The sequence below is a fragment of the Streptomyces sp. NPDC006365 genome, from assembly GCF_042870755.1.
GTDB classification, from domain to species: Bacteria; Actinomycetota; Actinomycetes; order Streptomycetales; family Streptomycetaceae; genus Streptomyces; species Streptomyces xiangluensis.
Map to the genome: position 1 here is coordinate 214,107 of NZ_JBIAHS010000003.1, position 18,349 is coordinate 232,455.

The 18,349-nt window shown below is 71.2% G+C and carries 13 protein-coding genes and 1 pseudogene; 6 read left to right on the forward strand and 8 right to left on the reverse strand.

Going from position 1 to position 18,349, the window contains the following annotated elements; all coding sequences use genetic code 11:
* Positions 1-181: 181 nt before the first annotated feature.
* The 3 genes from ACFYO0_RS10165 (at position 182) to ACFYO0_RS10175 (ending at position 6,101) form a co-directional block, all read left to right on the forward strand.
* Entirely contained in the window at positions 182-1,870 is a 1,689-nt protein-coding gene (locus ACFYO0_RS10165) for an NAD(P)H-dependent oxidoreductase subunit E (protein ID WP_388673178.1), read from the forward strand.
* Positions 1,867-4,557, forward strand: a complete 2,691-nt coding sequence (gene fdhF, locus ACFYO0_RS10170; protein WP_388673180.1) for a formate dehydrogenase subunit alpha — start codon at positions 1,867-1,869, stop codon at positions 4,555-4,557. The genes ACFYO0_RS10165 and fdhF overlap by 4 nt, the downstream gene beginning before the upstream one ends.
* Before the next feature lie 371 nt (positions 4,558-4,928).
* Positions 4,929-6,101: an MFS transporter gene (locus ACFYO0_RS10175; protein WP_388673182.1), complete on the forward strand. Its 1,173-nt coding sequence runs from the start codon at positions 4,929-4,931 to the stop codon at positions 6,099-6,101.
* Positions 6,102-6,172: 71 nt separating this feature from the next.
* Here the strand turns inward: ACFYO0_RS10175 and ACFYO0_RS10180 are convergent, their stop codons facing one another.
* From ACFYO0_RS10180 to ACFYO0_RS10195, 4 genes are all read right to left on the reverse strand, one after another.
* On the reverse strand, positions 6,173-8,860 hold the full coding sequence (locus tag ACFYO0_RS10180) for a cation-translocating P-type ATPase (protein WP_388673184.1): 2,688 nt from the start codon (positions 8,858-8,860) through the stop codon (positions 6,173-6,175).
* 271 nt (positions 8,861-9,131) lie between these two features.
* Complete coding sequence (locus ACFYO0_RS10185) at positions 9,132-10,010, reverse strand: potassium channel family protein (protein WP_388673186.1); 879 nt, start codon at positions 10,008-10,010, stop codon at positions 9,132-9,134.
* A gap of 113 nt (positions 10,011-10,123) precedes the next feature.
* Positions 10,124-12,523: a glycoside hydrolase family 65 protein gene (locus tag ACFYO0_RS10190; protein WP_388673188.1), complete on the reverse strand. Its 2,400-nt coding sequence runs from the start codon at positions 12,521-12,523 to the stop codon at positions 10,124-10,126.
* 59 nt (positions 12,524-12,582) lie between these two features.
* A complete protein-coding gene (locus tag ACFYO0_RS10195; RefSeq protein WP_388673190.1) occupies positions 12,583-13,458 on the reverse strand; it encodes a universal stress protein in 876 nt (291 codons plus the stop codon).
* A gap of 313 nt (positions 13,459-13,771) precedes the next feature.
* Between ACFYO0_RS10195 and ACFYO0_RS10200 the strand changes: the two genes are divergently transcribed.
* Together ACFYO0_RS10200 and ACFYO0_RS10205 are read left to right on the forward strand one after the other, a co-directional pair.
* On the forward strand, positions 13,772-14,173 hold the full coding sequence (locus tag ACFYO0_RS10200) for a Crp/Fnr family transcriptional regulator (RefSeq protein WP_388674218.1): 402 nt from the start codon (positions 13,772-13,774) through the stop codon (positions 14,171-14,173).
* A gap of 24 nt (positions 14,174-14,197) precedes the next feature.
* Positions 14,198-14,875, forward strand: a complete 678-nt coding sequence (locus ACFYO0_RS10205) for a CBS domain-containing protein (protein ID WP_388673192.1) — start codon at positions 14,198-14,200, stop codon at positions 14,873-14,875.
* A 64-nt stretch (positions 14,876-14,939) separates the two neighbouring features.
* Here ACFYO0_RS10205 and ACFYO0_RS10210 read toward each other — a convergent pair.
* From ACFYO0_RS10210 to ACFYO0_RS10220, 3 genes and pseudogenes are all read right to left on the reverse strand, one after another.
* Positions 14,940-15,596 (reverse strand): annotated as a pseudogene (locus tag ACFYO0_RS10210) (nitroreductase family protein); the annotation flags it as partial.
* A 24-nt stretch (positions 15,597-15,620) separates the two neighbouring features.
* A complete protein-coding gene (locus ACFYO0_RS10215; RefSeq protein ID WP_388673194.1) occupies positions 15,621-15,926 on the reverse strand; it encodes a hypothetical protein in 306 nt (101 codons plus the stop codon).
* Positions 15,927-15,991: 65 nt separating this feature from the next.
* Positions 15,992-16,915, reverse strand: coding sequence for a pyridoxamine 5'-phosphate oxidase family protein (locus tag ACFYO0_RS10220; protein WP_388673196.1), 924 nt, complete (start codon positions 16,913-16,915; stop codon positions 15,992-15,994).
* Positions 16,916-17,059: 144 nt separating this feature from the next.
* Here ACFYO0_RS10220 and ACFYO0_RS10225 point away from each other — a divergent pair, with 144 nt between their 5' ends.
* Positions 17,060-17,737, forward strand: a complete 678-nt coding sequence (locus ACFYO0_RS10225) for a CBS domain-containing protein (protein ID WP_388673198.1) — start codon at positions 17,060-17,062, stop codon at positions 17,735-17,737.
* A 147-nt stretch (positions 17,738-17,884) separates the two neighbouring features.
* Here the strand turns inward: ACFYO0_RS10225 and ACFYO0_RS10230 are convergent, their stop codons facing one another.
* Entirely contained in the window at positions 17,885-18,343 is a 459-nt protein-coding gene (locus ACFYO0_RS10230) for an Hsp20/alpha crystallin family protein (RefSeq protein WP_388673200.1), read from the reverse strand.
* Between the last annotated feature and the right edge of the window lie 6 nt (positions 18,344-18,349).

An 18,349-nucleotide genomic window follows, 5' to 3' on the forward strand; every position in this document is an offset into this window, starting at 1 on the left:
GATCGGTGAGGAATCAGCCGGTCCGTGCCACATCTGCGGGACACCTCCAGGCTCCAGCGGCGGGGGCCGGGCCGCAACCTCGGTCCTGGCGTCCCAGCTCTGGTCAACAGGTGCTCGATCCCGATGTCCGACCGTGCCGACCCCAGCTGCGGTCTCGTGCGGCTTCCTCCACGATGAATGCATGGCGCTCGTCCGTTCCGCTCACTCCTTCGACGCTTTCCGGGCGCTGGCGGACCGGCGTGGGCGACCTGGAGAAAGGTTGGTGGAGTCGCTGGCCAAGGCCAGGGCCACGACGGGGGACGGCCCCGACGTCTGGGCACCGACTGTCGCCGCCCGCGTCGGGCTGCCTGCTGCCGCCGCATTGGGACCTGCCAGTTACTACGCCGACCTCGCGGCCCCGCACGGGGACCGCCATGTCCGGGTGTGCGCCGCGACGGCGTGCTTCGCCGCAGCGGGCGGAGAGCACCTCGCGGAGGTCGAGCGTGAGCTGAGTGTCGCTGCGCACACCGCCTCACCGCGCGGTGAGGTGTCGCTGCAGGCTGTCCGGTGTCTGGGCTACTGCTACGCGGGGCCCGCCGCCCTTGACGGCGACACACCCTGTACCGGGGCGTCCCTCCCCGCTCAGCTCGCCGGGCGGGAGCCACCGCGGGCGCCGGAGATCCCGGCGGCGGACGACACCGGTGACCCGGTCCTGCTCGGTGGTGTGCTCTACGGTGAACCGGCGTGGCAGGTGTGGTCGAGGACAGTGTCGTCGGGCACGGCGGACGAGGTGCACCGGGAGGTGGCGGCCTCCGGGCTTCGTGGGCGTGGCGGCGCCGGATTCCGCGTGGCGGCGAAGTGGGAGGCGGCCGGCCGCGCACCCGGGACCGTGGTCGTCGCCAACGGCGACGAAGGCGATCCGGGTTCGTACGCAGACAGGCTGCTGATGGAGGCCGACCCGGGGCGCGTGCTGGAGGGTCTGGCTCTGGCCTGTTTCGCGTGCGGGGCATGTGAGGGAGTGGTGCTGGTGCGCTCCGAATACCCGGCCGCGCTGGCACGGATGCGGAAAGCGGTGCGCCAGGCGTACGCAGATGGGCAACTCGGAGCGTCGGTGCACGGGACGGCCACCTCCCTGGACATCCACATCGTCGAGGGCGCAGGCTCCTACGTCGCCGGTGAGGAGACCGCACTCATCGCGGGGTTGGAGGGCGGTCGCGGATGCGCCCGGCCCCGCCCGCCGTACCCGACCGAGCGCGGCCTGTGGAACGCGCCGACCGTCGTCAACAACGTGGAGACACTGGCGGCCGTCCCCTGGATCGTCCGGCACGGCGGCCAGGCGTACGCCCGGCGCGGTGCGTCCGACGAGACGGGCACCAAGCTGGTCTGTCTATCGGAGCGGTTCGCACGGCCTGGTTGCTACGAGGTCGAGCTGGGCACGCCGGTGCGGCGGATCGTCACCGAGCTGGGAGGCGGCCTGAAGAACGGCGCCGAGCTGATGGCTCTTCAGGTCGGCGGGCCGCTGGGCGGCTTCCTCGCTGCCGACGCGCTGGACGTGCCGCTGTCGGAGGCAGAGCTGTCGGCCCGGGGCGCCGCACTCGGCCACGCCGGTCTCGTCGCCTTCGACGAGCGTGTGGCACCGGAGGAAGTGCTGCGTCACGTCTGGGAGTTCGCCGCGGCCGAGAGCTGCGGCGCGTGCTCACCCTGCCGTGTCGGCTCGCGCCGCGGCCTGGAATGGGCGTCCGCCGACACGCCGCCCGGCCGAGAGTGGGAGCGGCTGTCGCGGGTCCTGGCCGAGGCAAGCCTGTGTGCCTTCGGACGGCGGATACCGCCCGCCGTGCACAGCCTCGCCCGTGCATACGGGGACCGACTGGCGGGATGGGGCCTCCCATGAACGGAGTCACGATCGAGGTCGACGGCACCGGCGTCGAGGTGCCCGAGGAGTCGTCACTGCTCACGGCGGTGCGGGCGGCCGGGATCGAGCTGCCCGCGCTGTGCTCCGACGACCGGCTCAGTCCCGCCGGGTCATGCCGTACGTGTCTCGTACGGGCCGAGGGACGCATCGCGGCGGCCTGTGTCACTCCGGCCTCCCCCGGCATGCGCGTGGACACCAGAAGCGACGAGGTTGTGCGGCTGCGCCAGGACGCGGTGGAGGTCATCGTCTCCGCGCTTCCGCCCCGGGCCCTCGCCGACGGCAGTCCCAGCGAACTGGCCCATGTCTGCCGGTCGATGGGCATCGGCCCAGAGGCGGCGCAGGGTGCCGGAGGCCGGGGCAGGGACGAGTCCCACCCGTACGTCCACTTGGACCGGGACCTGTGCATCGCCTGCGGCCGGTGCGTGCGGATGTGCTCCGAGCTGCAAGGCACCTTCGCCCTCACCCTGGTCGGCAGAGGCGGCGACACCCTCGTGGCCCCCGGCACCGGCGGGCCCTGGGCCGAGTCGGACTGCGTGGCCTGCGGCGGCTGCGTGGACACCTGCCCCACGGGGGCGATCACCCAGCCGGGACCGGCGCGGGGACTCACCTCGGCGTTCCACCCCGAGGAGGCCCGGACACGCACCACATGCGGCTACTGCGGCGTGGGCTGCACCCTGGACGTGATCGCACACGATGGTGAGGTCACGGCGGTGCTGCCCGCCCGGGACGGCCCGGTCAATCGCGGCCACGCCTGTGTGAAGGGCCGCTTCTCCCACGGATTCCGCACCTCACCGGAACGGCTCACCCAGCCCCTGCTGCGACGCGACGGCGTGCTGGAACCGGTCGGCTGGGACGAGGCACTGGCTCATGTCGCCCGAGGGCTGCGGGCCGCCCTCGATGCCGGCGGCCCGGACTCCGTGGCGGCGATCTCCTCGGCCCGTGCCACGAACGAGGAGAACTACCTCGTACAGAAGTTCATGCGGGTCGTCATCGGAACCAACAACGTCGACAACTGCTCCCGCCTCTGCCACTCCCCCTCCGCAGCCGGCCTCACCGCTTCCTTCGGGCTCTCCGGCGGCACCGACGCCTTCGACGACGTGGAGCGGGCCGACTGCCTGCTGGTGGTCGGGGCCAATCCCGTCGAGGCCCACCCGGTGGTGGGAGCTCGGCTGCTGAGGCGGGTTCTCCACGGGGCCAAGCTGGTCGTCGCCGATCCGCGCGCGGTCGGCCTCGCCCTGCACGCTGACGTGCATCTGCGGCCGCGTCCCGGCACCAACGTGGCGCTCTTCCACGGGCTCGCCCACGTCCTGCTCGCCGAAGGGCTGACCGACGAGGAGTTCCTGCGCGAGCGTGCCACCGGGCTGCCGGAACTCACCGAGCTGCTGGTCGACTACCCGCCCGACCACGTCGCGGACATAACCGGTGTACCGGCCGCGGATCTCATCGCCGCCGCCCGCCTGTACGGCAGCGCCGAGCATCCGGCCATCGTCTACGGGCTGGGCGTCACCGAGCACCTCCACGGCACCGACGGGGTGCGTTCCCTGGCCAACCTGGCGATCCTGCGCGGCGCCGTGGGCACCGACCGGGGCTACGGGGTCAACCCGCTGCGTGGCCAGAACAACGTCCAGGGTGCCTCCGACATGGGCGCCCTGCCGGACGTCCTGCCCGGCTACGGAAAGGTCACCGACCCGGCCGTTCGCCCGCGGGCCGAGGACGTCTGGGGCGTACCAGTCCCAGGGCGGCCCGGTCTGCGGATCCCGGACATGTTCGCCGCCGCACGAGCCGGGGATCTGCGGGCGCTGTGGGTCATCGGCGAGGACGTCTGCGCAACCGACCCCGACGCCAACCAGGTGGCCAAGGCCCTGGACGCCTGCCCGCTCGTCGTCTGCAACGAACTGTTCCTGTCCGAGACGGCCCAACACGCCGACGTCGTACTGCCAGTGGCCTCCTGGCTGGAGAAGGACGGGACCTTCGTCAACTTCGACCGCCGGTTCCAGCGCGTCCGCCCCGCCGTGCCCCCACCGGGACAGGCCCGCACCGACTTCGACACCCTTCGGGCCGTCGCCGAGGCCATGGGCGTCGGCCTGGCCTGCGCGACTCCCGCCGACGCCCTCGCCGAGTGTGGCCGGCTCGCGCCCGTCTTCGCCGGGCTCTCCCACGACCGACTGGACCGCGAGGGCTCCGTGCCATGGCCCTGCACCGCCCCCGACCGGCCGGGAGAAGCCAAGCTGTACACCGGGCGCTTCGCCACACCGGACGGGCGGGCCCACCTGTCCGCCGCCCCCTATCTCCCCCCGGGTGAACGGCCCGACGACGACTATCCGCTGGTCCTGGTCACCGGGCGGCGCTGGGCTCACTACAACTCCGGAAGCATGACGCGGCGGGGCAGCAACCTCACGCTCGACCCGGTTGACTTCCTTGACCTCCACCTCGACGACGCCGGCCGGTACGACGTGCGCGATGGCGAGCAGGTAACGGTGGAGAGCCGGCACGGCCGAGCCCGGCTCATCGCCCGTGTCGGTGACCAGACAGCCCCCGGCCAGGTCTTCTGCTCCTTCCACTTCCCCGCGAGCGGAGTGAACCGCCTCACCTCGGACGTCGCGGATACCGTCACCTCCTGCCCCGAGTACAAGGTCACGGCGGTCCGCGTGGCCGTGTCGTCATAGCGGCAGACTGAGGTTGCTCGTGCCCTGCGTGGCCGGCCGCCTCCGTCCTCCGCCGGTCCCCACCGCAGGGTCGCGTGCCCTAGCAGCCGGAGCCTCGTCCCACGAGACCCGTTCATGGCCGCCCTTGCCTCTCGACCACTGGTAGCGGCGGCGCTCCGTATCGGTCTGGGGCCGACGCCGGCGCCGAGTCGCCCACCCGCGCCCTGGTAACCCCCTACGGGCAGCCACGCGGCTCGTGCCCCGCTGTCCGCCACGACCCTCACCTCACTGCTTTGGGAGAGCCTGAGGGACACTCACACCGCAAAATTGCCCTTATGCGCCAATTTCCGCGGGTCCGAGAGCCGGTGAGCCAGACCTCACAACCGACGCGCATGCTGGCTCTGGCCACGGCCGGGTTCATGGCCGGCTTCTGGGCGTGGGCTCTGCTGGGGCCGCTCGGCCCGACGCTCCGCGACGATTTGGGCCTCAGTTCGTTCCAGCAGTCCCTGGTGGTGGCCGTGCCGGTCCTCGTCGGCTCGCTCGGCAGGATCCCGGTCGGAGCCCTGACCGACCACGTCGGTGCCCGCCGGATGTTCCCCCTCGTCACCGCCCTGACCGTCCTGCCCGTGCTCTACCTGGGCCATCTGGCCGACTCCCTGGCCGAGTTCCTCATCGGCGGCTTCTTCCTCGGGCTGGGCGGCACCACGTTCGCCATCGGCGTCCCGTTCGTCAACGCCTGGTACCCACCCGAACGGCGCGGCCTGGCCCTCGGCGTCTTCGGTATCGGCACGGGCGGCACCGCCATCTCGGCGTTCACCACCGTGCAGCTGGCCGATGCGGTCGACCGAAGCTTTCCCTTCACCCTCGTCGCCGTCATCCTGGCCGTCTACGCCGTCACCGCACATTTCCTCCTGGGCGACCAGCCCGACCGCGCCATCCCGGCCGGCTCGCTGCTCGCGCGCACCACCGCCACCATGCGTATGCCCACCGCCTGGCAACTGGCCTTCCTCTACGCCGTGGCCTTCGGAGGGTTCGTCGCCTTCAGCGTCTACCTGCCCACCTATCTCACCAACGCGTACGACCTCGGGCGCTCCGACGCCGCCCTGCGCACCGCCGGCTTCATCGTCCTCGCGGTCGCCGCCCGCCCGGCGGGTGGCTGGCTCTCCGACCGGCTACAGCCCATCCCTGTGCTCATCGGGGCGTACGCCGCCCTCGCCGCGCTCGCCCTCCTCACCTCCCTCGAACTCGCCCTGATCCCGATCGGCACACTGACCTTCCTCGGCATGGCCGCAGCCCTGGGAACCGGATCGGGCGCCGTGTTCGCCCTCGTGGCCCGCCTCGTACCCGCCGGCCAGGTCGGATCGGTCACCGGTATCGTCGGCGCCGCCGGCGGACTTGGCGGCTTCTTCCCACCCCTGGTCATGGGCGCGGTCTACAGCGTCGCCGACGACTACACCTGGGGATACCTGCTCCTGGCCCTCACCGCGGCCGCCACCTGCGCTTTCACCGCGACCGTGGTCCGGCGCCATGCCCTGCGCCCGGAGGTACGCGGTGGAGGCGCATGACTCCTTCCGACAGCACTTGGGAAGTCGCAACCGAAGACGTGGTTGTCCACCTCAGCGCGCGAAGACCAGACTCAGCGGAGCCCCTTTGCCCGAGCGGAGCGGAAACGCCGACCACCCGGACCACCGCCTTCCGCCATGACGGCGCGCGGCTGCCGCTCCGGCCACAGCCGTGCCTGCACACGCATGACCACATGGCCGAGACCGGACAACGCGCAGGCGATCGCCAAGTCCCCGAGTGACAGCGGCTCTGTGCCCAGCAGGTCCCGGAGGGGAGGCAGATAGACTCCGGCCGCCTGGAGGCCCAAGGCCGCGCCCACGGCAACCAGCAGGAACGGGTTGGCCAGGCTTCCCGGACGGGCGCGGGAGCCCAGGGCAACGCCCAGCTGGGTCGCGCCGAGGACCAGGAAGATCATGGACTGCCAGGGGCGGCCCGTCTCCTTGGCCCACACGCCGGCCACCAGGGTGACGGTGGCGACGAAGGTCCCCATGAGCAGGATGCGCGGCCAGAGGCCGGCGCCCAGCACGCTCTCCTCGGGAGGCCGGGGTGAGTGGCGCATGGCGTCAAGTTCGACGGGTTCCGCGCCGAGCGCGACACCGGGCAGGCCGTGTGTGAGCAGGTTGATCCACAGGATCTGTGCGGGCAGCAGCGGCAGCGGCATCCCCAGGAAAGGGCCGAGGAGCATCACGAGGATCTCCGCGGTGCCGCCCGCGAGCCCGTAGAGCAGGAACCGGCGCACGTTTGCATAGACTCGGCGCCCCTCTTCGACGGCCGCCACGATGGTGGCGGGGTTGTCGTCGGCGAGCACCAAGTCGGCCGCCTGGCGGGCCACTTCGGTGCCGCGCCGCCCCATCGCGACACCGATGTCGGCACGGCGCAGGGCCGGGCCGTCGTTGACCCCGTCCCCCGTCATCGCCACCACCTGCCCAGCCCCGCGCCACGCCTCGACGATGTCCAGCTTCTGCTCGGGAGTGGTCCGCGCGTAGACGCGTACGCCGGTCAGCTCGCCCGCCGCGCCTTCCCGGATCCGTTGCCCGGTGGTGACCTCCTCCTCCCGGGAGGCGATGCCGAGGCGGTCGGCCACGGCCCGGGCGGTCAGCGGATGGTCGCCGGTGATGAGTACAGGGACGATGCCGGCGCGTTTGCAGGCGGCGATCGTCGGCTCGGACGCGCTGCGGGGCGGGTCCAGGATGCCGACGAGGCCGAGCAGCGACAGGCCCGACTCCCATGTCCCAGGCGGTTCCAGCGGTTCCTCGTGGTCGGCCGACGCCACGGCGAGCACTCGGTACCCGTCACGCGCCAGTGCCTCCGCCTGAGCCGCCGCCCGGGCGAGCAGGTCCGGGCCATCGGCCAAGACCTGCGGCCGGAGCAGGGACTCCGGCGCTCCCTTGCACGCGACCCGCACTGCTCCTTCCGGTCGGCGGTGGACGGTCGTCATGCGCTTGCGGCCGCTGTCGAACGGAATCTCCTCCACGCGCGGCAGTTCGCGGTCCAGCGCCCCCCGGTCCAGCCCGAGCCGGGTTCCTGCCACGAGCAGCGCGGCCTCGGTGGGGTCACCCAGCGCGCGCCACTCCGCCGAGCCGTCCGGCGGCGGCTCCAGCGCGGCGTCGTTGCACAGCATCGCGACGCGCAGCAATGCCGCCAGGTCGGGGGCACCGTTCGCCGTGACCGCCTGCCCGTCGCGGACGACCCGGCCCTGGGGCTCGTATCCGGTGCCCAGGACCGTGGCCTCGCCGCGCGGCGTCCACAGCCGTTCGGCGGCCATTCGGCCCTCGGTCAGGGTGCCGGTCTTGTCGGTGGCGATCACCGTTACGGAGCCCAGCGTCTCCACCGCGGGCAGCCTGCGGACGATGGCGTGCCGGTCCGCCATCCGCCGTGCCCCCAGGGCGAGGGCGAGCGTGACGACGGCGGGCAGGGACTCCGGTACGGCGGCGACGGCAAGGCTGATCGCCGCCACGATCATCAGTTCCACGGGCTGTCCGCGCACCAGCCCGAGGGCCAGAACCAAGGCGCACAGTGCCACGATCGCGGCTGCCAGAACCCGGCCGAATCCCGCCAGTCGGCGCTGCAGCGGGGTCGGACCGGGCGCGGCACCCATCAGGGTTGCGATCCGGCCGAGCGCGCTGTCGGCTCCCGTGGTGGTGATCATGACGCGTCCGTGGCCGCGCACGACAACCGTGCCCGCCGACACCGCGCCGTGCGACGGGTCGCTGTCGGGGGCCTTCTCCACCGGAACGGACTCCCCCGTCAGCGAGGACTCGTCCGCCAGCAGCAGCGCCGCGGACAGTACGTCCCCGTCGGCGGGCACGATGTCGCCCTCGGCCACCAGGACCAGATCGCCGGGCACCACCTCGGCAGCCGGGAGGGAGCGTTCCTCGCCGTCCCGTATGACTCTGGCGGTGGGGGCACTCATGCCCGACAGGGCCATCACCGCCTGCTCGGCTCGTACCTCCTGAACGACGCCGACCGTCGTGTTCACCGTGATGACGAGCAGAATCACGGCGGCATCGGAGAGATCACCGGTGGCGATCGTCAAGGCGGCGGCCACCAACAGCACCAGGATCAGCGGGTCGCGCAGCTGCTGCAGCACCCGCCGCCATACGGGGGCGCGCGGCTCCGCCGGGATCGCGTTGGGCCCATGACGCGTCAGCCGGCGCGCGGCCTCGGGCGACGACAGACCCGCCGCCGAAGATGCGGACGATGTCGTACGGGGTGCGGCGGTGCCCGCATCAAAACCCCGGTCGCCCCGCTGCTCGCTCACACGCCCGACGGAGTTCTGTACGCGCGTGCGCCACGGCCTGCTCGAAGGTCGCTGTCGCGCACCGCGAGGACGCCGGGGCGTGCCGGAGCGGCGGCGTCAGGACCGGCTTGTTCGCTGCGTGCCATCCACCAAACTCCCGTCATGCAGGGAACCACCGTCCCCGAATACCGGTGTCCGCTTGTCAGGGTGCCACCGCTGACGCCGACCGGCATGGCCGGCCACTCGTCGTGTGGGCGATCCTGCGATGCAAGGCCGGGCTTGGGTCTGTTGGTCAGGGCTGTGCGAGGCTGCGCCCGTGGTCTGCGGCGTACGCGGCGAAGACCTCCGTCGCCGTGCCACCGGTGTGGAGAAAGCGCTGGTCGAGGATGGCGGCAAGGTCCTTGAGCGCACCGGCGAGCAAGTCACCTGCCAGGCGCACATCCGGCCGCTGGGCTGCCTGTCCTCGCTGGGCGAGGGTGGCGGCGTAGCCGACCGTGGCCGCCAGCGACGAGTGGTCCTCCCCGTCATGGAAGTAGTACGCCTCGGCGTACTGGGTGAAGTCGATACGCACGCGTACGACTTCGGTGGCCAGGCTGTCCAGCAGCAGCGCCCCGGCCGTGCAGTCGATCTGCTGCGGTGTCGGGGCCGAGTCGCGCAGCAGTGCCAGCCGGATGGCCAAGACCCTCCTGCGGGTCAGGGCCGGGTAGATCTCCAGCACCCAGGAGACCATGGCCGTCAGGAGGGCGAAGCCGACGAGGGCTTCCAGCGGGGAGACCAGGCGGAGCCAGCCCTCACCGGGTGCGATGTCTCCCAGGCCCAAGGTGGCCACCGTGACGAGCGACAGGTACACGGAGTCGAGCAGCGCGGGCTCCTGCGCCGCCTTGGAACCGGGTGAGAAGGCGAACGCCTCGGGCATGTGGGGCCAGTAGACGATGGCCCAGCCGAGGACGACGGTGAAGGCCCACATGCCCACCACCGTGACCATGGCGAGCGGTCCGACGAGCCCGACCACCCGCCTGCGCGCGCGAAAGCGCAGGGCCAGTCGCCACAGCGCCGTCATGACGAGACGGCTCAGACCGCCGTGGCGGGTGGGGTGCCAGAGGGTATGGAAGACGTCCCGCAGGGTGAGCATGACGAGCCCGGCACCGACCAGCGAGACCAACCACTTCATCCACGTCTCCCACGGCACTGTCGCCTGAAGCGGAACCCCGCTTTTCGGAGCCTATGGCCTGTTCCGGAGGATCCTGCCGCAGACGCCGAGGTCGGCACGCCCGTCTGCGCCGATCAGCTCTGAGGCAGCACGAGCGTGCAGGTCTCCCCGGGCGCGACGGTCACAGCCCGGTCGGCCAGCACCACGCGGATCGGTGACTCCTCCGAGTCGGGCACCCTGATCTCCAGCTGTCCGCTCCGGCGCCGTATGCCGACACCCCAGTGGCCGCGGTAGCGCAGGGAGAACCCGTACTCCGACAGTGCAGGCAGGGGCACCGGGTCCAGGCAGAGGGCTTCCTCACGCGTCTCCAGTCCCGTCAGGCCGCGTTGCACCAGATCCAGAGTCCCGGCCATGGCACCGAGGTGGATGCCTTCGCCGGTCGTGCCGCCCTGGATATCGGCGATGTCCGCCTCCAGGGCCTCCTGGACGTAACTCCACGCCTCGGCTCGTCTGGCCCGGGCGAGGACGAGGCCGTGAACGAGTCCGCTGAGGGTGGAGCCGTGGCTGGTGCGCCGCAGGTAGTAGTCGACCGTCCTGCGCCAGACCTCGTCGTCCACGTCGTACCCGAGACGGTGGAAAAGGGCTCGCAGCTCGGCGGGCGAGAAGAGGTAGCCGAGCATCAGGACATCGGCCTGTTTGGAGGCCTGGTAGCGGTTCACGGAGTCGCCTTCGGCCTCGAGGATGCGGTCCAGCCGCCGGATGCTGTTGTAGCGGGTGCGGTATGCGCCCCAGTCCAGCTCGGTGAGATCGCCGTAGCCGTCGAACTGGCTGATGACGCCCTGGTGGAACGGCACCCGCAGCCGCCGGGAGACCTCCTCCCACTTCGGGAGTTCGCCGCTGTCCAGCTCGATGCGTTCGAACAGCTCCTGCCGGCGCCATGCCGGGAGGCGCCGCACCAGGTCCAGGGCGCGGCTGAGGACCCAGACGGCGGTGACGTTGGTGTACGCGTTGTCGTCCAGGCCCGGCTGGGCGGCGTCGGGGTAGCTGTCGTGGTACTCGTCGGGGCCGACCACGCCACGGATTCGGTATCGACCGAGGCCAGGGGCGAACTCCGTGCTGTCCGCCCAGAAGCGGGCGATCTGCAACAGCATCTCCGCGCCCTTGGTGTGCAGGTACTCGGTGTCACCGCTCGCTTCGCAGTACTGCCACACGTTGTAGGCGATCGCCGAGCCGACGTGGTGCTGGAGCCGGGAGTTGTCCGGCAGCCACCTGCCCGAACGGGGGTTGAGGTGCAGCTCCTGGGTCTCTTCACGGCCATCGCTACCGGACTGCCACGGGTACATCGCCCCGGCCCGGCCCGCCGCGTGAGCCGCGCGGCATGCCTGCGGCAGGCGCCGGTGGCGGTAGTTGAGCAGGGCCCGCGAGACCTCTGGGAAACGCAGGTTCAGGTACGGCAACACGAACAGCTCGTCCCAGAAGACATGGCCCCGGTACGCCTCGCCGTGCAGCCCACGGGCCGGCACCCCCACGTCCAGCTCCGCGGTGTGCGGCGACAACGTCTGCAGCACATGGAACAGATGCAGGCGCAGGACACGGCCCGCCTCCCCGGGCACTTGGACGTCCGCGCCCCGCCACAACCGCGCCCAGGCAGCGATATGGGAGTCCACAAGCGCCGGGAAGCCCGCAGCCGTGGCCACCCGGTCGAGCGCCGCGCCGAGCGGGTCACTGATCGCCGGGTCACGGGAGGTGTGCAGGGCCACGGTCTTGTCCACGACGGCGGGTCGGCCTGGGGCGACCGGTATCACCAGCCGGTGTACGGCACGGCGGTGAGTCGGACGAAGCTTCGACGACGTGGGCGGCTGCCCGACGGCGACCGTACGGGCCGCCATGCCGATGCCGATGTCGGAGGTGCTGGTGCGGCAGCTCAGCCACATCATGTCGGTCTCGGACGCGCCGGTCCGCACACGGACCAGGTGGTGCCGGTTGAGAGACCGGTAACGGTGCACGTTGCCGTTGCTCACGTCGCCGTCGAGGACGGACTCCACCTCAAGCTCTCCGGACCACTCCTCGGCTGTGACAACGGTCCGCAGCGCGGCCAGGTGAGGATCCGCCATGTGCACCAGCCGGACCTGCTCCACACTCAGCACGCCTGCCTCGTCGTCCCGAAACCGGAACGTGCGTGTCAGCGTGGCCCGGCGCAGATCCAGACTGTGCCGGTGGTCGAGCGGCTGCCGCTTGTCGGGAGAGAACCACGGGCCCACCGATCCGTCGGCGAAGCGGAGACGAAACCGCAGAAGCAGCCAGTTCGGGAGATTCACCAGGTCCTCGTTCACCACCTGCCGCCCCGCCACGGTGGACTCCAGACGGTTGTAGACGCCCGCTGCGTAGGTGGCCGGGTAGTGCACCAGGCCCGCCTTGCTCTCGGGTACGGCGCCACGGGTGGCGAAGTAGCCGTTGCCTAGCGTGCACAACGACTCGCGCAGCCGCTCACCGGCCGGGTCGTAGCCCTCGTACTCCCAGGTCCACTCCGACATCCGCCGCCCTCTCCTTATCCCCTCACGCGAGATGTGAAGGAGCATGAGACCGCGTCGGGTCAGGCCCGTTGCGGGACGACGGCCACCGGGCACTCAGCGTGATGCAGCAGGGCGTGGGCGACCCTGCCGAGCTGCAGACCGGCATGGCCGCGGCGCCTGCGCGCACCCACGACCACCAGGTCGGCTTCTGCCGAGGCATCCAGGAGGACCTTGTGGGCGGGGCCTTCGACCGCCTGACGATGCACTTCCACCTGCGGGTGTTTCCGTACGGCGTCGCGCAGCGCGTCGGTGAGGAGGGCGGAGGCGCGCTCTTCATGGGCACCGCCGGCATCGTCCGCGATCAGGGGATGGTCCACGTGTTCATGGGCGGGGCGGCGCCAGGCCCGTACGGCGTGCAGGGCGCAGCCGCGCGCCTCCGCCTCGCGTAAGGCGAATCGCACGGCCGCCGGGCCCCCCGTGGGGTCGCCGAGGCCGACCACCACGCGGCCGAAGGAGCCCTGCCGGTTCCCCTCCCCGCCGCGCACCACTATCACCGGGCACACGGCACGGGCGGCCACCGCGAGGCTGACCGACCCCAGCAGGACCCCCGCGATCTCACCGCGGCCGCGAGAGCCCGTGACCAGGGCGACGGATTCATGAGCCGCGTGCAGTAGCGCCGACACGGCATCGTCGGGCAGTACATCGCTGGAGACCTTCACCTCTGGGTTGCGCAGCCGGGCGCGTTCCGCGCAGGACGCGGCGATGTGCTGGGCCATGACCTCTTCAGCCGGGCGGTCAGTACTGATGGACGGGCGGCCTGCCTCGTACCGCTGCCACAAAGAGGCGTAGACGAGCCGCAGAGACAGCCCGAGGCGTGCCGCCTCGTCCACCGCCCAGTCCACGGCCTGCAGGCTGGAATCCGATCCGTCGACACCCACGACCAGCGGGAGCTCCATGGTCACCACCACCTTTTGCCCGGCCACTGCCGGAAGCCCCTGCCAATACCGTCGCACCGCATGGGTTCCGTCGCGACACATGGACCGGCTCTCGAAGGAGGGCGGCCCAGGTTGCACTGCGGCGATTTGCGACGATCGTGGAGTCATGCGGCTGGAGAAGGAAGGGGTTCCATTCCCCGCATCGCCGCCACGGCCGTCGCGTCGGCCTGATAAGAGCCCGCTTCCGCTTCGAGGTCATGGTGAAGGGAAAGCGATCGTGGTTGCCAGGACCGGCGTCTTCGGAGCCCTGACCAAGGACCATCGCGAGCAGCTCATGTCCCTCGCTCGTGAGGTGTCGTTCGCGACCGACGAGCGCATCTTCAACGAGGGCGGAAAAGCCGACCGCTTCTGGATCATCCACACGGGCACCGTCGCCCTCGACGTACACGTGCCCGGTCGCCGCGCGGCGGTCATCGAAACCATCGGTGCCGGGGAACTGCTGGGCTGGTCCTGGCTGGTCCCTCCCAACCACTGGCACCTGGGGGCCCAAGCTGCCAGCCCGGTGCGGGCCTACGAGTTCGACGCTGCGGCGGTCCGTGAGCTGTGCGTGAACGACCCGGAACTGGATCACGCGCTGCTGACCTACGTCGCCGGCGCGATCGCGGGCCGGCTCAGGTCCGCCCGGGTGCGGCTGCTCGACCTGTACGCACCCCACGGCGCCGGCGAGGTGCCCTGACGAGGCGAGACGAGGAGGATCGCGGTGCCTGAGACCCCGCACATCGTCAGCGATGTGATGACCCAGACGGTCGTGGCCGTCGGACGCGACGCGCCCTTCAAGGAGATCGTGCAGACCATGGAGCAGTGGAAGGTCAGTGCCATGCCGGTCCTGGAGGGAGAAGGGCGTGTCATCGGCGTCGTCTCCGAGGCCGACCTGCTGCCCAAGGAGGAGTTCCGCGACAGCGACCCGAGCCTCTTCGAGCAACGCCGGCGCCTGTCCGACGTCGCCAAGGCCGGGGCGGTGACGGCGGAGGAGCTCATGAGCACGCCCGCGATCACGGTCCACCCCGACGCCACCCTGGCGCAGGCGGCCAGGATCATGGCCGTCCGGCACGTCAAGCGGCTGCCCGTGGTCGACGACATCGACATGCTCCAGGGCATCGTCAGCCGCGCCGACCTGCTGAAGGTCTTCCTGCGGCCGGACGAGGAGATCGAGGAGGAGGTCCGCCGCACCGTGGTGTCCTACCTCTTCCCGGCCTTCAGCCACGCGATCCACGTGAACGTGCACGAGGGAGTCGTCACGCTCCGCGGGCACATCCGTGATGCCTCGCTCATCTCGGTCGCCGTGCGCCTCGTGCGCGCCGTGGAGGGCGTCGTGGACGTCGAGCCACAGCTCACCGGCGAGTCAGCCGGTCGGGACGGGCCCGCGACAGGTCAGTGACCGTGTGCGGGGCCGGCGGCTGGCCGGCTGCGGTCCCTCCGGCGGGTCAGGGCTGGATGGCGGGTCAGGGCTGGACGTCGAGCACGTCCGACACCGGGCGGCGCGGTGTGCCGGGTCCTTTGGGGCCGTACCCCAGGCGCAGGAGCATCCGGGTGTGGCCCGTCCCGGACACCGGGTCGCGCAACAGCCGGCGCAGGTCGGTCCACTCGAAGGGTTGGGTGGCGAAGGAACTGGACAGGCCCTCAAGAGTGGCCAGCAGCAGGACGCGTTCCATGCCCTGACCGGCGCGGAGCCAGTCTTCCGGGTGGTCGTGGCTCGTACTGAGGAGGGCCAGCCGAGGAGTGCGTTCGAAGTCCGCGGCGTCACGGCCCGCCACCTTCCGGGGGCCCGCAAAATCGCGCATGGGGACCTTGCCCCCGCGTTTGCGCGGCCCGAAGGCGTAGTGCGGGACTCCGTCGTCGGCGGTGCCCACTGACGGGGCGTCGATACGAGTCCATCGCGCCAGATCCTGGTCGCTGCCGAGGTCGGTGATGTTGCGTGCCTCGGCTTCCTGGACCAGTTCCAGCACCTCCCGCAGATGCCATGAGGTCGGGAAGTTCAGCGCTGCTCCCTCGACGCGGGCGGCTGCGCTGAGAGCCTCCCGCACGGGATCGGGGATCTCCCTCTCCTCGAACGGGTAACGGCTGCTGTGCCGCTGGTGAATCGCGGTATACAGCGCGCCGAGTTCGCTCTCGTCAGTTGCGGGTCAGCCGCACGCTCGCGAGCAGCGCCCGATCCGTGGGTCGGGCAGCAGGAGAGTTTCCGGATACCAACCCTCGTGGACCACGGCGACCCTCAGGTTCAGCAGGGCGGCGCCGCAGCCGATGTGCAGGCCGCGGGTGTCCGGGTCGGAGTGCGGCATGGTGCGCTCGAAGTCGGCGCGGATTTCGAACGTGCGGATGCGCCGGAAGTAGCGGAAAAGCCAGGGCAGCGCGTTGTGCATCGACGGGCCGGCGGCAGCGGCGTGGGCCAGGGCCGTCGCCTGCTCGTCGGCCGGTGCTTGTCGGCTCACCGGAGCGTCGCCTCGCGAGCCGGCGGCCCGCTGAGATGGGGCCGCTCTCGGCGGCCCGTGGGCGCCTACTGATCGGCCGGAGTGATGCGCCGACCCGTGAGGCGCGTGGGCCGGATCGACACCCACATCTCTCGTGCACCGCCCGCCCATGGCTCGGTGTGTGCGCGCTGGGTGAGCCCACGTACGGCGTCGGGGTCCGTGACGGCGTTCGCGGGGCCGACTGCGAGCACACTCCAGCCCTGGCTCATGGCCTCGTCCACGTGGTCGACTTCGAAGGCGACCTCCGTTGCGACAGCCGCCGCGGGCACGGAGTCGGGTGCGGTCCGGAAGACGATCGCGTCATCCACGACCTCGTAGTTGACCGGGACGACCGCGGGGCGGCCGTCGGGCGTCGACACGGCGATGCGCCCCACGCCGTGCGTGGACAGCAGGCGGCGGCATTCCTCCGGGCTGAGGTCCCGCAGCTGCGGATGCAGCAGTGCGTGGCCCTGGCCGGGTGGCAGGTCGACGCCTGCCCCGCGCAGGGCCGTGGCGGTGGTGCCCAGCGCGGCGGCCAGACTGAGGAGAGTCGCCACGGTCGGGTCAGCCGGCTGTTCCTCCAGGTACGCCAGATAGCCCGGCGAGATGCGGGCGCGACGGGCCGTTTCCTCCCGGCTGAGCCCGTGCCTCCGGCGTTCGACGGCCACGCGCCGACCGATGTCGCCGGGATTGGGTGTCCCGGCCGGCGGAGCGACCGCGGACACGGCCTCCGCCTCACCCGTGTCCCGCCGGGAAGACCCGCGGGTGGTCCTGGGCTGCCCGTGCTCCACATGCCGGATGTGCGCGTCGGGCCCGGGGAACACGAGCGTCACTTCATCCGTGTCCGACCAGCGCACGTCGTAGGGAGGCGTTCCGTCCTCGTGGTGGAGTCCGACGATCTCGCCGTCGCGCCTGGTGACGCCGGTCGCCGGACTTTCGATGACGAGTTGGTCGCCGAGGTGAGCTCGCATGATCGCCGCCCTCTCCTCAGAATGGTGTTGTATCCAACGTGCCACGCGCGACACGCCATCGCATGGGACGACCGGCCCGTATCCGCAGGGGCGGGCTGAGCCGACTGGATGTCAAGCGGTCACAACCCGGACGGGAGAGGCGACATGCACCACCGAACGGTCGCGGAGCTCATGACCAGAGACGTCGTCAAGGCGCGGCGTGACCTGCCGTTCAAGGAGATCGTCAGGCTGCTGGCGGACAACGACGTCACCGCTGTGCCCGTGGTGGACGATCTGGACCGCCCCATGGGTGTGGTGTCCGAGGCGGACCTGCTGCGCAAGAGCGCCGACCAGGCCGATCCGTCGGGCCAGGTCCCTGTTCCACACCTTGAGGCATGGGAGCGGGCCAAGGCCGAGGGCTCCCGCGCCGAGGAACTGATGTCGGCTCCCGCCGTGTGCGCACGTCCGGAGTGGAGCGTGGTGGAGGCCGCCCGCCTGATGGAGACCCAGCACGTCAAACGGCTGCCCGTCGTGGACGAGACGGACCGGCTCCTGGGCATCGTCAGCCGTGGCGACCTGCTGCGGATCTTCCTGCGCCGTGACGACGCCATCCGCGACGAGATCGCCGAGGATGTGCTGCGACGCACGATGAGGTTTGCTGCCTCGGAGGTGACGGTCGAGGTGCGCGACGGGCGGGTCGACCTCAGGGGCTCGGTCGAGTTCAGGAGTCTGATCCCCGTCATCGAGCGGCTCTGCCGGAGCGTCGACGGGGTCGTCTCGGTCTCCGAGCACCTCGCGTACCGGACCGACGACGCCCGACGGTCCCCCACCACTGCCACCTGAGGGGGCCGTCGGAGCCGGCGGCTGGGGAGACACACACGGGACCGTGACCGCGCGAGGCCACCGGCGGAGCCGTAGGCCTCGCGCGGAGGGAACGGGCACTCACCTGCCGAACCTGGTACGTGGCCCGGCGGACGGCCCCACCCCGGCTCAGCCGGTGATCTCGATGCGGTGTGCCTTCCCCGTCTCGGTTTTCGGGACGCGCACCGTGAGGACTCCGCTCGTCAGGTCCGCGCTGATGTGCTCGGTGTCGGAGTTCGGCGGCAGAGTCGTGCGGTAGTCGAACTGCCCTATGCGGCGGGTATGCCTGCGGACCACCCCGGTTTGTTCCTTCTCCCTGATCTCACCGTGGATGTCGAGCTCGCCCTCGGCGACCTCCACGGTGATCTGGTCCTTGTCCACGCCGGGAAGCTCCAGTTCCACCAGGTAGGCGTCCTCGGAGTCCACGACGTCGGCCAGCGGCGCCCACGGCTCGGCCGTGCCGAACTCGGGGTAACCGCCGACGGGAAAGACAGCGTGCATGAGCTGGTCCATCCGGGTACGGAGATCGTCCAGCTCATGCATGGCTGCCGAGAGCCCACCTCTGCTGTGTCGTACGGGATGTGTCATGGCTGT

Coding starts and splice junctions, on each gene's coding strand:
- ACFYO0_RS10190 (WP_388673188.1), bottom strand. CDS start 12,523: ATGTCGGAGTGGACCTGGGAGTACGAGGGCTACGACCCGGCCGGTGAG.
- ACFYO0_RS10195 (WP_388673190.1), bottom strand. CDS start 13,458: ATGGAGCTCCCGCTGGTCGTGGGTGTCGACGGATCGGATTCCAGCCTG.
- ACFYO0_RS10230 (WP_388673200.1), bottom strand. CDS start 18,343: ATGACACATCCCGTACGACACAGCAGAGGTGGGCTCTCGGCAGCCATG.
- ACFYO0_RS10185 (WP_388673186.1), bottom strand. CDS start 10,010: ATGAAGTGGTTGGTCTCGCTGGTCGGTGCCGGGCTCGTCATGCTCACC.
- ACFYO0_RS10225 (WP_388673198.1), top strand. CDS start 17,060: ATGCACCACCGAACGGTCGCGGAGCTCATGACCAGAGACGTCGTCAAG.
- ACFYO0_RS10175 (WP_388673182.1), top strand. CDS start 4,929: ATGCTGGCTCTGGCCACGGCCGGGTTCATGGCCGGCTTCTGGGCGTGG.
- ACFYO0_RS10220 (WP_388673196.1), bottom strand. CDS start 16,915: ATGCGAGCTCACCTCGGCGACCAACTCGTCATCGAAAGTCCGGCGACC.
- ACFYO0_RS10200 (WP_388674218.1), top strand. CDS start 13,772: ATGTCCCTCGCTCGTGAGGTGTCGTTCGCGACCGACGAGCGCATCTTC.
- ACFYO0_RS10165 (WP_388673178.1), top strand. CDS start 182: ATGGCGCTCGTCCGTTCCGCTCACTCCTTCGACGCTTTCCGGGCGCTG.
- fdhF (WP_388673180.1), top strand. CDS start 1,867: ATGAACGGAGTCACGATCGAGGTCGACGGCACCGGCGTCGAGGTGCCC.